Annotated in this window: 12 protein-coding genes; 2 read left to right on the top strand and 10 right to left on the bottom strand. The window is 33.9% G+C overall.

Annotated features, from left to right (window positions below; genetic code table 11):
• Positions 1-70: 70 nt before the first annotated feature.
• The 5 genes from GJJ64_RS10020 to GJJ64_RS10000 all read right to left on the bottom strand — a co-directional run bounded on the left by GJJ64_RS10020 (position 71) and on the right by GJJ64_RS10000 (position 6,136).
• The gene (locus tag GJJ64_RS10020) at positions 71-829 is read right to left on the bottom strand and encodes a succinate dehydrogenase/fumarate reductase iron-sulfur subunit (RefSeq protein ID WP_205943729.1); all 759 of its coding nucleotides are present in this window, start codon (positions 827-829) and stop codon (positions 71-73) included.
• Between the two features lie 67 nt (positions 830-896).
• Positions 897-2,831, bottom strand: a complete 1,935-nt coding sequence (locus GJJ64_RS10015; RefSeq protein WP_026902873.1) for a fumarate reductase/succinate dehydrogenase flavoprotein subunit — start codon at positions 2,829-2,831, stop codon at positions 897-899.
• 47 nt (positions 2,832-2,878) lie between these two features.
• Positions 2,879-3,646: a succinate dehydrogenase cytochrome b subunit gene (locus GJJ64_RS10010; RefSeq protein ID WP_154287653.1), complete on the bottom strand. Its 768-nt coding sequence runs from the start codon at positions 3,644-3,646 to the stop codon at positions 2,879-2,881.
• Between the two features lie 230 nt (positions 3,647-3,876).
• Positions 3,877-4,524, bottom strand: a complete 648-nt coding sequence (gene pdeM, locus GJJ64_RS10005) for a ligase-associated DNA damage response endonuclease PdeM (protein WP_154287652.1) — start codon at positions 4,522-4,524, stop codon at positions 3,877-3,879.
• Between the two features lie 70 nt (positions 4,525-4,594).
• Positions 4,595-6,136 carry a Do family serine endopeptidase gene (locus tag GJJ64_RS10000; protein ID WP_154287651.1) on the bottom strand — a complete coding sequence of 514 codons (1,542 nt, stop codon included), beginning with the start codon at positions 6,134-6,136 and terminating at the stop codon, positions 4,595-4,597.
• Between the two features lie 191 nt (positions 6,137-6,327).
• On the opposite strand from GJJ64_RS10000, the gene dapF reads away from it, so the two are divergent.
• On the top strand, positions 6,328-7,116 hold the full coding sequence (dapF, locus tag GJJ64_RS09995; protein WP_154287650.1) for a diaminopimelate epimerase: 789 nt from the start codon (positions 6,328-6,330) through the stop codon (positions 7,114-7,116).
• On the opposite strand, the gene GJJ64_RS09990 is transcribed toward dapF, so the two are convergent.
• From GJJ64_RS09990 to GJJ64_RS09975, 4 genes are all read right to left on the bottom strand, one after another.
• Complete coding sequence (locus GJJ64_RS09990) at positions 7,113-9,113, bottom strand: PAS domain S-box protein (protein ID WP_154287649.1); 2,001 nt, start codon at positions 9,111-9,113, stop codon at positions 7,113-7,115. The two genes, dapF and GJJ64_RS09990, sit on opposite strands and share 4 nt — an antisense overlap.
• Before the next feature lie 218 nt (positions 9,114-9,331).
• Positions 9,332-10,270, bottom strand: a complete 939-nt coding sequence (locus tag GJJ64_RS09985; protein ID WP_154287648.1) for an L-histidine N(alpha)-methyltransferase — start codon at positions 10,268-10,270, stop codon at positions 9,332-9,334.
• A gap of 7 nt (positions 10,271-10,277) precedes the next feature.
• The gene (gene egtB / locus GJJ64_RS09980; RefSeq protein ID WP_154287647.1) at positions 10,278-11,429 is read right to left on the bottom strand and encodes an ergothioneine biosynthesis protein EgtB; all 1,152 of its coding nucleotides are present in this window, start codon (positions 11,427-11,429) and stop codon (positions 10,278-10,280) included.
• Positions 11,430-11,539: 110 nt separating this feature from the next.
• Complete coding sequence (locus GJJ64_RS09975) at positions 11,540-11,974, bottom strand: nuclear transport factor 2 family protein (RefSeq protein ID WP_154287646.1); 435 nt, start codon at positions 11,972-11,974, stop codon at positions 11,540-11,542.
• A 190-nt stretch (positions 11,975-12,164) separates the two neighbouring features.
• On the opposite strand from GJJ64_RS09975, the gene GJJ64_RS09970 reads away from it, so the two are divergent.
• On the top strand, positions 12,165-13,289 hold the full coding sequence (locus tag GJJ64_RS09970) for a sensor histidine kinase (protein WP_229655508.1): 1,125 nt from the start codon (positions 12,165-12,167) through the stop codon (positions 13,287-13,289).
• On the opposite strand, the gene GJJ64_RS09965 is transcribed toward GJJ64_RS09970, so the two are convergent.
• Positions 13,286-14,524 carry an aspartyl protease family protein gene (locus GJJ64_RS09965; protein WP_154287645.1) on the bottom strand — a complete coding sequence of 413 codons (1,239 nt, stop codon included), beginning with the start codon at positions 14,522-14,524 and terminating at the stop codon, positions 13,286-13,288. The genes GJJ64_RS09970 and GJJ64_RS09965 overlap by 4 nt on opposite strands.
• Positions 14,525-14,546: the final 22 nt, after the last annotated feature.

Below are 14,546 nucleotides of genomic sequence, written 5' to 3'. Positions count from 1 at the left end.
CCAAAAACCCTAAAAACAAAAAAGGCCATCTTTCAAAAAAGACAGCCTTTCAATATAGAATTTATAAGTTTTACCCTTTAATAAACTCAGCATTAAAGTACTCTCTGTTCATACGAGCAATATTGGTTACTTTAATTTCTTTAGGGCATTGTGCTTCGCAAGCATACGTATTGGTACAGCTTCCAAAACCTTCATCATCCATTTGGCTTACCATTGCTTTAGCTCTCTCATAACGCTCTGTTTGTCCTTGTGGTAACATAGCGTACTGAGAAACTTTTGCAGAAACAAATAGCATTGCTGAAGCATTTTTACACGCTGCAACGCAAGCACCACAACCTATACAAGTTGCAGAGTTAAATGCTTCATCAGCAATAGTTTTAGGAATTAAAATCTCGTTAGCATCTGGCACACCACCAGTACCAACAGAAACATAACCGCCTGCTTGTTGTATTCTATCAAAAGCACCTCTGTCTACCGCTAAATCTTTAACTACAGGAAAAGCAGCAGCTCTCCAGGGCTCAATAACGATAGTTTCACCATCATTAAAACTACGCATGTGTAGTTGGCAAGTAGTAGTTGCTCTTTTAGGGCCATGTGGTTCGCCATTAATCATTAAAGAACACATACCGCAAATACCTTCGCGGCAATCATGATCAAATTGAATGGGGTCTTCTTGAGTTTTAACCAATTTCTCATTAACCACATCTAGCATTTCCAAGAAAGACATATCAGGAGATATTTCTTCTGCCTTATAAGTAACAAACTTTCCTGGGGTTTGACTATTTTTTTGACGCCAAACTTTTAACGTCAGATTCATATGTCCACTCATATATTTTTAGTATTGAGTATTGAGTATTGAGTATTGAGACGCAAATCTCTTTACTCAATACGCTATACTATTTATAACTACGTTGTGTTAATTTAACATTCTCAAATACCAATTCTTCTTTATGAAGTTCTTCTGGCTGGTTCTTACCTTTATACTCCCATGCTGCTACATAAGCGTAATCGTCATCGTTTCTTAAGGCCTCGCCTTCTGGTGTTTGGTATTCTTCTCTAAAGTGTCCACCGCAAGACTCGTTACGGTTCAAAGCATCGTCAACCATCAATTCTCCTAATTCTAAGAAATCGGCAACACGCCCAGCTTTCTCTAAAGATTGGTTAACTTCTTCATTTTCACCTAAAACGATAGCATTTTTCCAGAAGTCTTCTCTTAAATCAGAAATAAGTTTTTTAGCTTTTTTCAAGCCTTCTTCACTTCTAGACATACCGCAGTATTCCCACATAATCTTTCCTAAATCTCTGTGGTATTCATCAACCGTTTTGTTTCCTTTTAAAGAAAGTAAAGTTTTAACGTTGTCTTCAACTTCTTTTCTTGTTTGCTCAAATGCAGGATGGTTAGTGTTTACAGGAGCTGGTCCTATAGTTGCTAAATAATCACCCACAGTATAAGGAATTACAAAATAACCATCCGCTAAACCCTGCATTAATGCTGATGCACCTAAACGGTTAGCACCGTGGTCAGAGAAGTTTGCCTCTCCTAAAGCGTATAAGCCCGGTACAGATGTCATTAAGTTATAATCAACCCAAAGGCCACCCATGGTATAGTGTACTGCAGGGTAAATTCTCATAGGTTGCTCATACGGGTTCTCATCAGTAATTTGATAATACATATCAAATAAGTTTCCGTATTTAGCTGCTACAGTGTCTTTTCCTAACCTATTGATAGAATCAGAGAAATCTAAGAATACGGCTAAGCCTGATTTTCCTACACCACGGCCTTCATCACAAACTTGTTTAGCATTTCTTGAAGCCACATCACGCGGAACAAGGTTACCAAACGATGGATATTTACGCTCTAAGAAATAATCTCTGTCTTCTTCTTTAATATCTTTAGCTTTTATCTCTCCGTTACGTAATTTTTGAGATAAGTCTACTGTTTTAGGAACCCAAACCCTACCATCATTTCTTAATGACTCAGACATCAGCGTAAGCTTAGACTGGTGGTCTCCCGTTACTGGGATACAAGTTGGGTGAATTTGCGTATAGCAAGGGTTGCCAAAGAATGCACCACGTTTATGTGCTCTCCAGGCTGCTGTAACGTTAGACCCCATGGCATTGGTTGATAAATAGAATACGTTTCCGTAGCCACCAGTACATAAAAGTACTGCATGTGCTGCATGTGTTTCTATTTTACCGTTAACTAAATTACGTGTTACAATACCTTGTGCTTTACCATCTACCACAACTAAGTCTAGCATTTCTGAGCGGGTATACATCTTTACTTTACCCTCATTAATTTGACGGTTAAGCGCTGAGTATGCACCTAAAAGTAACTGCTGTCCGGTTTGTCCACGAGCGTAAAAAGTTCTGGAAACTTGTGCCCCACCAAAAGAACGGTTATCTAATAGACCACCATATTCACGAGCAAAAGGAACACCTTGAGCCACGCATTGGTCAATAATATTTACTGAAACTTCCGCTAAACGGTAAACGTTTGCCTCTCTAGCTCTGTAGTCTCCACCTTTAATGGTGTCGTAAAACAAACGAAAAACAGAGTCTCCATCATTACGGTAATTTTTTGCCGCGTTGATACCACCTTGAGCCGCAATAGAGTGTGCTCTTCTTGGGCTATCTTGGAAACAAAAAGCTTTTACATTGTAGCCTAACTCTGCCAATGAGGCAGCAGCTGATGCACCTGCTAAACCTGTACCTACTACTATAATATCGTATTTACGTTTGTTTGCAGGGTTTACCAGTTTTAGATTGAATTTGTGTTTACTCCACTTTTCGGCCAAAGGCCCTTCTGGAATTTTTGCATCTAACTTCATCTTTATCTATTTTATAAGGAATATGCATGTATTCCTGTGTTATCTACTTATTTAAAAAAGAAATATAAAGGCATTGCAGCAAACCCTATTGGGATTAATACTGAAAACACCCAAACACCAAGAAAGTTTATTAATGGTTTATATTTACTGTGGTTCCATCCTAAAGTTTGGAAAGCACTTTGGAAACCGTGTAATAAGTGGAAAGCAAGTGCCGCCATAGCAGCTACATATAATGCCACTATCCAAAGTTGTTGGAATGAAAAAGCAACTGCTTTATATAAGTCTTTTGCTTTGATGATTTGAACACCGTTTTCTACATAAGAAACATGTCCAGTAAACTCGGTTTCGCTAAGTTCTTTAACTTGAGTAATTCCTGTATTTAAATCTGTGCGGTATTCTACATAAGGTGTGGTACCCCAGTGGTAGTTATACCAGAAATTACTCATGTGTACTGCTATGAACACAAAAATCATAGTACCTAAAATACCCATGTTTCTTGATGACCAAATACTACCGTTACCACCTTTTTTTGCATAAGAAATAGGACGAGCAGCTTTGTTTTTTTGTGTTAGCATGATAGCCCAAATGGTGTGTACCAAAATAGAAAGATAAAGTAAGTACGATACAACCTTAATTGGTGGGAAATTGGTCATGAAATAAGCGTATTCATTAAATGCTAATCCGGCATCGTCTTTAAATAATTGAAAATTTCCAATTAAGTGAATGATGAGGAAAGAACATAGAAATAAACCGGTTAAACACATGATCAGTTTCTTCCCTAGGGTTGAAGAAAAAGTTTTCGAAAAATTGCTCATTATATTGTATTTAAGGTTTTTGTTTGCAAAAGTATTTATTAAATGCTGAAAATTAGAAATGGTTTTAACTATTTAAAATGCAAATACTTATTTAGAACCATTCTAATTTTTTTTATTTATAGCGATGAAAATAATTCATTAAAACACTTGTTTAGTCAAATATTCCATAATTATTTAGCAAAATACTTAATAAATTATCAAAGGCAAACGTGTGTACTAAAAATATTATTCTAAATTTTAAATATTTTAGAGCCTCCAACAGCAAAAATCTGTGCATTATCATTGTTTTTTAAGGTATATTTTCCTGTAAACTTCCCAAATGCTGGTAAAATTGCTTCTGTTTCTCTGAAATAGAAACAAGGGAGGCTAATTTTTTGTTTTCCTCTTCCAGAAATAGTGATTCCTGGATGCAAATGTCCGTAAATGGTGAATTTGTTTGATTTTTCTTTTGGCAAATCGTGTAAAAGTAAAAATGGCCCTAATACATATTCATTAATCACCAAAATATTAAGTTGTTTATAAAAATGTTCAGGCAAAATATCATGGTTACCTTTTACTAAAATGAGTTTTATGTTTTGATGTAATTCTCGCCAAAGTTTAAACCATTCCCAATCCTGATTAAAGTCGCTATGAAATAAATCTCCTAAGAAAATAATAGTTTCTGGCTGATATTTATCTATTAAATCTGATAATGTTGCCAAATCTTCCTGAGCTAATTGTTTAGGTATTGGAATACCGGATTTTCTAAAATGTCCGCCTTTGCCTAAATGTACATCTGCTAAGAGTAATGTTTTATGTTGAGGTAATAAAATACCTTTCTCTGACAGTAATATTAAATCTTCATTAGCAATGTTTATAGGATAAGTTTGATTGGGCATAGGTACAAAAATAAAAAGTCCTGAAGAATTTCTTCAGGACTTTCTACTTATTAGTATATGATATCAAAAATTATTTCACTGGGAAAGTAAAGCGGAATTGACCTCCGTCTGGGGTAATACCTTGTATAGAAAGCATATTGTTTTTAGTAGCGCTTAATGCAGCATTTACTTGGTCTGTATTATTTACTCCTCTGCCATTAATACCGGTAATAATTGTTCCTTTTGGTACTTCATACATATCAAAAGCTTTACCCGGAGCAACACTATTTACAATAACACCAGAGCTTACGCCGTATTTTTTCTTATCAGCATCTTTTAAAGGTGAAAAGGTTGCGCCTAAGGTGTTCATAATTTCTGATGAAGCAACCGATGAGTTATTAGAAGCTAATTTATTAGCCTCTGCACCTTTAAGGGTTAAATTGAAGGTTTTTAAATCACCGTCTCTTAAAACCGTTAATTGTACCTTATCTCCTGGGCGCATTCTGCCTATTTTCTCTTGTAATTCTGAAGAAGTGATAACATTATCGCCATTTAGTTTTTTGATAATATCGCCTTTCTTAATTCCAGCAGTAGCTGCTGCACCACCATCTACAGTAGAAGATACATATAGACCATTTATTTCTTTAATTTTTAAGCTTTGAGCAACATCAGCGTTAAGCTCTTGGAAAGTTACACCAATAAAGCCACGTTTAACTTCACCGTATTTGATAAAGTCATCCATTACTTTTTTAGCTAAATTAACTGGGATGGCGAAACCATAACCTTCATAAACGCCAGAACGAGAAGCAATAGCAGAGTTGATACCGATAAGTTCGCCTTTAGCATTTACCAAAGCACCACCACTATTACCTCTGTTAATTACTGCATCTGTTTGGATAAATGATTCTATAGAAGAGTTAACCGGAGGGTTTTCTGGATCATAATCTCTAGGATTAATTTGATCTTGAGCTAAAATTCCAATTGATCTTGCTTTTGCACTTACAATACCAGCAGTTACAGTTGATTCTAGCGTAAGCGGATAACCCACTGCTAATACCCATTCTCCTACTCTTACATCATCTGAGTTACCTAACTTAACGATAGGTAAATCGTTAGCATCAATTTTTATTAAGGCTAAATCTGTGTTTTTATCACGACCAATAACTTTAGCTTGTAAAACTCTCTTATCTGTTAAAATAACTTCAATTTTGTCGGCATCTTCTACCACGTGGTTATTAGTCATAATATAACCATCGCCTGTAACAATAACACCAGAACCTTTACCCATAGCTGGGGTATTAGATTGTGGGCGACTTCTTCTACCAAAAAAGTCTTCAAACATATCTCCAAACGGATCTGAATAGCCACCTGATGAGGCGGAACGGTTATAAGTTGTTCTTACGTGAACCACGCCTGGTGAAACAGCCGCCGCAGCTTGTGTAAAATCTAATGCGCCGGTTGAAGATATAATTTCTGCACCTGGGTTGTTAGCGAAATAAACTTTTTGTCTATCATCAAGCCCCATACCCTGGAAAGATTTATCTTCCAGTAATTTATAAGCACCCACAGCAATTGCTCCACCAACAAAAGCCGTTAGGAGACTCATCCCAATTTTCTTCATATTGTTTGTCATGCTTTCTAATTTTTGTCTATAACCTAATTTCAAAAATAATACCATTAAGACGTAGCTTGCAAGTATATGTTATCTATTTTGATGTTAAAAAATGTTAAAACTTTAAATATTGAATTATAAAAATTAACGTCATTTTTTGACCTTGTCTACAGGTTGCACAACATCTATTATTTCACGATGTTTGCACTATCATGGAATTAAACTTTTACAAATACCAAGGTGCCGGAAATGATTTTGTTATGGTAGATAACAGAAAATTGGGTTTTAATCATCATAACCCGGCATTGTTAGCCAAAATTTGTGATAGAAGATTTGGCGTTGGAGGCGATGGTATCATGTTCCTTGAAGAAAAAGAGGGTTATGATTTTGAGATGGTTTATTATAATGCCGATGGCCAGCCAAGTAGTATGTGTGGTAACGGTGGAAGATGCATTGTTGCCTTTGCTAAATTTTTAGGAATCATTAATCAAGAGACTGATTTTTTGGCAGTTGATGGTCCGCATTATGCAAAAATTTCAGAAGAAGGAGATTGGGTAAGCTTACAAATGATAGATGTTGATGTTATTAAAACGGATGGAGCTGACTATGTTTTAAATACAGGTTCTCCGCATTTTGTAAGGTTAGAAAAATCAGATATATCTCAAAAAAATGTTTTTGAAGAAGGTAGAAGCATCAGATACAATGAAACTTATAAAAAGGAAGGTATTAATGTGAATTTTGTTGAGGATAAACAAGATTATCTTTTTGTAAGAACTTATGAAAGAGGCGTAGAGGATGAAACTTACGCTTGTGGAACCGGAGTTACAGCGGTTGCATTAGCTATGGCTAAACATAAAAATTTAACCGGCCATATATCAACACCTATAAAAGTTTTAGGCGGAGATTTAAATATTAAATTTGATTATGACGGCCAAAATTATAAAAACATATTTTTAGAAGGCCCAGCAAAGCAGGTTTTTAAAGGACTTATAATACTTTAGTTTAGAGGTTCATCTTCTTTAAACTCTGTAAGGTGAATGGCATTTTTAATAGCACTATCAAGTTCCTCACTACATTTTTCTAACAGCACTATTAATTCTTCTTTTGTAGAATCTGACTCTTCATACTTTAATAATTCTATTATTCCTAAAATAGATGCTAAAGGTCTTCTTACTTCATGAGAATTAAACCAAGCAGTCTTTTTCAAAATCTCGTTTTGTTTTTCAATTTTAGCTTCTCTCTGTTTTCTTTCAGTAATTTCACTTTCAACAGCTATAAAACCAACATGGTTGTTATGATCATCATAGATAGGGTTACAATCTATTTTTAACCAGTATTTCCTGCCAGATTTAGAATAGTTAATAATCTCTTCCGAAAAGTATTTTTTCTCTTTTAGGGCTAGAGATATTCTCATGATTACTTCCTTATCACTTTCTGGCCCTTGTAATAGCGGGCCTGGCTTTTTCCCTTTTACTTCTTCCAGCGTATATTCTGTTAACTCTGTAAAGGCAGGATTAACCCATTCTATAAGCCCATTTACATCGGTAATAATTATGAAGTTGTTTACTTTACTAATAATATCTAGTAGCCTTTTATTTTCCTGATTTATTTTAGTAATCTCATCAACATCTTGTATAGAGCCAATAACTTTCTCAAGTTCATTTTGAGCATCATACTTGATGATGGACTGGTCATAGATAAGTTTATAAACTCCGTTTAGGGTTTTAAATCTATATTTTCTTTTGAGGGTTTGTTGCTTTTGCTCAACGGCTTCTCTAAATAATTTATCATTCTCAATAAAATCTGTAGGATGCATACGATCTACCCACCACTTTTCTGGGTGTATAGCTTCTTTAACACCGTAGCCCATTATAGAGTCTATATTTCCGTTTAATCTGATAATAGAACTATTAACTTCCCATTCATAAAGAGCATCATTGGTAGAGAGGGCTAATTGTTCAAATCTCTCTGAAGTTTTATGGATAAGTTGGTCCTTTAATGTTATCTCTGTTACGTCTTTGATATATCCTTCCACACAATATTTTTGCTTTTTAGGATCTTTTAAAGTAGCAGCAAATAAGATATATCTTAATTGTTGCTCTTTTTTAATTCTTACAACACACTCATTAACAGTAATGCCTAAATTAAAAGAGCTTATGAAGTACTCAAATTTTTGTTTGTCTTCTTCTGTAATGTAAGTTTTTAAAATTTTTAGACAAGAGCCTTCTTCCTTATTTAAGTTTAGTAATTCTAAAAAGCCGGGGTTTGGTTCTAAAGTTTCTGTTTCCAAATTGAACTCCCAACCGGCTATTTTTGCTATTTTCTGGGTATTAGAGAGTTTTGTTTGGTGTAATTCTATAGCTTCTAAACTTTGTAAAAGCTTAATATTTTGGGCTTTTAATCTTTCTTGTTGTTGTCTTAATTGTTCTTTTATGATGAGCTGCTCAGAAACATCTACAGCAAGTACTAAACGAGCCATTTTCCCTTTATAACTTATTTCATGAGCATGAATATTAACTTTTATTTGTTGCCCGTTTTTGAGGATATGCAACCAAGGCTCTTCATAAGAGGTTTTTTTAATGTTCGCATTTGTGTCTTTTAAAAACCTCTCTTTTTCTTCATCAGATCTAATTTCTAAAACGGTTTTTGATAAAAACTCTTGACGAGTATAGCCGTAATGATTGATAGCGGCTTGGTTTACTTCAATAAATTTTAGGGTTTGTAAATCATAAATCCACATGGGGTTAGGATTTGCATCAAACATACTTCTATAATCTCTTTCTGATTTGGTTAAAGCAAGAAAATATCTTTTAATAAGCTGATAAAGAAGTATACTCGTTACAACAATAAATAAAATACCTTTAATGGTACCATCCCAGTAAGTTTCGTGTAAATCTTTATTCTTAAAGAAATAATTAAGCGCTCTATCACTAAAATAAATCCATGTTACACCTACTATGAGGTAGTAAAAAGCAATTTTTCTTGCGCTATTAACCATTAATAAATTTTTAAGACATAGGGTTAAGGAATTATTAAAAATAATAATAATACTTTAATTAATATGGCTTTTTAGAAAATAAAAAAGAGTCGCTTTGTAGATGTAAATGCGACTCTTTCTAAACCTAAACAAATTCAGTGTGATACAAGTGGTATCAAGACTTAAACTGTTGTAAAAGTAAAGGCTAAATATTATTTCAATATTAAGTCAATATGATATTAAATACATTCCCAAACACTATCTACAAACCACTTCTTTTTATCAAAAAAATGTTTAACCGGTTTAAAGCCAGCTTGTCTTGCCATATTTTCTGTTTCTTCTAAATCGTATTTTTGAGATATTTCCATGGCTATATATTCATGCTCATCAAAATTTATAGCATGATTTGCAATCAGAATAGTTTGCTTTTTTAAGCTGATAAGATAACTTTTGCAGGAACCCGTAGCGGGGTCATATGATGGGTAATGCTCAAAAGCATGAATATCAAAATTTGCCCCTAATTCTTTATTGATACGTTTAAGGAGATTTAAATTAAAATCTCGGGTATAACCATTTGCATCATGATAGGCTTGTCTTATAATTTTTGGATGCTTTTTAAGGTCAAAACCTATTAATAATAAATCTTCTTTATTTAATAAGGCTCTTAGCTTTTTGCAGAAAGTTATTGCTTCTGAGGCTGGCATATTTCCAATATTTGCGCCCATAAATAAAACAGCTTTTCTTTTGCTTGATATTTGTGTTGCTTTTTCAAGCATTTCAAAATACTCGCCTTTTAAACCTTTTATTTGAAGATGCTGCACTTGCTTTGGCAAATTTTCTTCTAAAAGCGCTATAACATGCGAAGAAATATCTATTGGCATGTATGTAAAATTTACTTTTTGTTTGCTTAGTTCTCTTATTAAATGAACAGATTTACTTGCGTCGCCAGCGCCTAATTCTACTAAATCAAAACTATTAAAGCCATTTTTAATGGTTTTTGCTAAAGTTTGAGTTTGGCCACTGAAAATTTCCATCTCACAATTGGTGAGGTAATATTCTGGTGATGACATGATTTTTTGGAATAATATATCTCCAGCCTCATCATAAAAATACTTTGATTGTAGGGTTTTAGGCATGGCGTTTAAACCAGCTAATACATCGTGTAAAAAAGTGTTCATAGGTAAATTACTTTGCCAGCCTTATACCATTATAATGCCAGCGCAAATGCGGATGAAAGAAATTACGATAACTTTTTCTTTGATGCCCAGCAGCAGTAGCTATAGAAGCACCTCTTAAAACCTTTTGATTCACCATAAATTTGCCATTATACTCGCCAATAGCTCCCGGGGCTTTGCTAAAGCCCGGATAAGGAAGATAAGCGCTTTCTGTCCATTCCCAAAGTTGGCCCCAGTTAAGGTTTGATGATGCAGCTTCCCATTCAAACTCGGTTGCTAAGCGACAGCCTTTCCAAGCTGCATAGGCAGCAGCTTCGTAGTAGCTGATATGCATAACTGGATATTCTGGATGAATATTTTTTAAACCACTTAAAGTATATGTTTGCCATTGATTATTGATGTTGTGCCAGTATAGCGGTGCTTTAATTTGATTTTTATGAACCCAATCCCACCCTTCTTGATGCCAAAACCTAAAATCTTGATAGCCGCCAGCATCAATAAAGTTTAAATATTCTTGGTTGCTCACTAAATCTGCGGCCAAATAGAAAGGCTGCAAATAAACTTGATGTGGAGCCAACTCATTATCAAAACAAAAACCATCTTCTTGATAACCAATTTGATATAAACCTTCTGGAAAGTAATGCCAATCTGTTTGCTTACTAACAGTAAAAAGTCCGTTTTCTATATGCTCATCAGCGTAAGCGGGAAACAATGGATTATGCCCCAAGATGTATTTAATATCGTACCATAATAGCTCTTGGTGTTGTTGCTCGTGGTTTAAACCCAGAATAAGAAGTTCTTGAGCTTCATCAGTAAAGTTTTGCTGCAAAAGTTCATACATAGCTTCATCAACATGCTTACGGTATTGGTAAACTTCACTAACAGTGGGTCTGCTCAAATTTCCGCGGTCTGTTCTTATCACACGAGCACCTAGGGTTTCGTAATAGCTATTAAAAACAAAATTGTATTGAGGATTAAATTCTTGATAATTTGGAAAGTATGGTTTTAAAACAAAAGTCTCGAAAAACCAGGTGCTATGCCCTAAATGCCATTTAGGTGGACTTACATCAACAACAGGCTGTACAACGTAATCTTCTGTTTGTAGTGGCAAACAAATTTCTTCTGATAGTTGACGTACTGTTTTGTATTGATGAATAAGCATAGGCGATGTTTAATTTCATTGTTCAAAAGCTATGCCTTATTGATTGGTGTAGAAATAAAAAATCCTGAGTTGATAAACTCAGGATTTTACACACATCTTTTTTATCTATTTTATTTAAATACAGAGTTTACTTCTGTGATTTTCCAAGAATCTTTGATTTTTGATAAACTAACAATATTTTCTCTAGTAAAATTCTCGTATTGCATACTAACGGTTACTAATGCATAGTTATCACTAGCAGTTATAACTTTATAAGAAATAGTGCAGTTTTGAGTAGCAGCATTGTTTTTATTGTTGTTAAACTTTAATTCTTCTGCTTTGTAGTGGGTAACGGTATTGCCATTTCTATTGATATTGAATTTAGCATCGTAGGCAATAATAGAAGCATAATCTGCGCTATATCCAGATTTTAATACATCAATGTAAGTTCCAATGCTAAAGCTCATGCTTTTTTTATCGATGTTTTTCTCATCAGCCATTACCAGTGTAGATACACTTAAAAGAACAAAACAAACAATTGCAGTTAAAAAGTTTTTAGTTTTCATGATTAAATTTTTTTAAGGTTAATTTTTAAGTTTTATATCTCTAAGACTGTAGCTTTTAGAAGAATGTTACAGCCAAAATGAAAATTTTTTTAAATTGTTGTTTTGTATCAGGATAACTTAATTTTTTTAGCTTATTTTTTAATAATTAGTATAATAAACTATATTTATTGAAATTTAAGTTAACGCATTTATGGAAAGCGATTTTAAAATGCAGGAAAACGAAAGTTTTGTGAGTATTACCCGTAAACAGTGGGAAAACTTCTTACAATTAGATACTTTTTTTAACAATACACCCGATTTACTTTGTATAGCAGGCTTTGATGGATATTTTAAAAAGATAAATCCGGCAGTTTCTGCATTATTAGAATATACACAAGAAGAATTGTTAGCTAATCCTATCTCAACTTTTATCCATCCTGATGATAGATCAATAACCACAACCGCTAGAGACGAATTAAAAGAAGGCAGCAGATTATTAAATTTTGAAAATAGATATATCACCAAAAGCGGAAAAATCATTTGGTTTTCTTGGACATCCATCATTGTTAACGATCAAGACAACATCTATGCAATTGCTAAAAACATCACTGCTAAGAAGAAATTAGAAGAAGAAAAAAATCGTCTTTTAACAGAAATTTCTAAGGTTAACCAAGATCTTAAACATTTTGCAAGAACTACCTCGCATGATTTACGCTCGCCAGTAAATAATTTAATTGCTTTGTTTAGGCTTCTAGATACCCATAAAATAGAAGATGAAGAAACCAAGCAATTGATACAGCTTTTAGAATCCTCTACCCATCAGTTAAAAACGATGTTGGATAATTATTTGCAAGATTTAAAAGCACAGGATGGAGTTACAGGAGCTAAAGAAGAACTTGAACTAGACCAAGTTTTAGCTAATGTTTTAGGCTCTATACAACATTTATTACATCAGGCTAAAGCCAAAGTAAATACAGATTTTAGTGCATTTTCAACTATTGATTTTAACAAAACATACCTAGAAAGTATTTTCTTGAACCTCATCACCAATGCCATTAAATACGCCAAGCCCGATGAATATCCGCTTATAAACATCTATACCAAAGTAGTTGATGGTCGTAAACAGATGATTATTGAAGATAATGGTTTAGGCTTTGACGCCGAGAAAGTTAAAGATAGAATTTTTAAAATGCACCAAACTTTTCATAAGCACCCAGATGCGAAAGGCGTTGGATTATATTTAGTACATACCCACGTTTTAGAAATGGGAGCAAAAATAAGTGTGCATAGTGAGGTTAATAAAGGCACCACTTTTATTATACATTTAGATGTTTAAATTCTTCTTTTTAACTCAATGATAGCCCTATAAAATTCTTGTCCTCTTACAACATCTAACAGTACACCGCGTCCGCTTCTTGATCTTAATATTTCTGTAATTTCATCTAAAGTCATTAAACGGGTAGGCTTAAAATTGATAGCGATAATTTCATCGCCAACCAAAAGCTCTGCGGCTGTAGCAGGCGAGTTTTCATCAATTCTATTAATGATATAACGGTTAAAACTATCACCAACAGCAACTATATCCATCCCGCTCATATCATGCTCTAAATCTGGAAAAGTTTTATTGATTTTTTTAAGATAGATATATCCATGGTGATAATTAAAAGTAACGTTAAACTGTTTAAGAAGCCTGTTTCCTATACTTCCGCTACGAGGTACAGTTAATATTTTTGCAGCTACATCATCATACAGCGGAAACGATGTAATCAAATTTTGCAGCTTTAAATTTTGCAAAGTAAATTCGTTTACACGGGCAATAGAACCATTAATTTTACCACCTAAACCTATTCCTAAAATGGTTTTTAAATTTTCTGTTGGAATAGGAAAATTAAATCCGTTTAAAGATTCTAAGGCTAAAGTATGTCCAGCGCCACTATCAATAATCAGCTTGAGCTGATAAGTGGTATCATTAACATGAACCTGAGCTTGGCAATAAGGTTTGTTTTTCTCTATCGTTATGGGGATTTTAAAGCCGTTTTTAAGTTTGGGTTGGATACTTTTCTTAAGCAGAGTTAAATATCCGGCTTGATGGTATATTTTGATGGTGAAACTGTTAAAAAAATCATACCCTATTAAACCATGAATAGGGATGCCAGCATGTTGAGATAAATTGAGCAAATCTTTTTCTAAAATGGCTGCTCCTAAACTTTTAGCCTCTGTACTACCAATATTTATTTGTAAAGATGGCGCTAAATAGGCAGAAAGCTCTTCTATCTCTCCTAAACCAGATATGTTTATTTTTCTTAGCGAATTAAGTTTTAGCGAGTCTTTTAAAGCTGGATCTGTTATAACCATTAAACCCACACCAGAATCTAAGATGAAATTAAACGGTCCTTTTTGGTTGATATAAGTTTTGATAACAATTAAGCCGCCAGCTTTAGTAAAAGGTAGTTGTTCTTTTTTTCTTTTACCTTTGAAACCAAATGCATCATCAGCATAATTTGGCTCGATAAATGAGAAAAAAGCAATTATAAATATTACTAAAAGCTTTAAGTTTAAAATGGGTATCATTGGTAACAAGCAATTTAATAAT

The sequence above is a fragment of the Pedobacter puniceum genome, from assembly GCF_009674685.1.
GTDB classification, from domain to species: domain Bacteria; phylum Bacteroidota; class Bacteroidia; order Sphingobacteriales; family Sphingobacteriaceae; genus Pseudopedobacter; species Pseudopedobacter puniceum.
The sequence above is the reverse complement of the archived record's forward strand: the minus strand, read 5'-3'. Positions and strand labels throughout refer to the sequence as shown.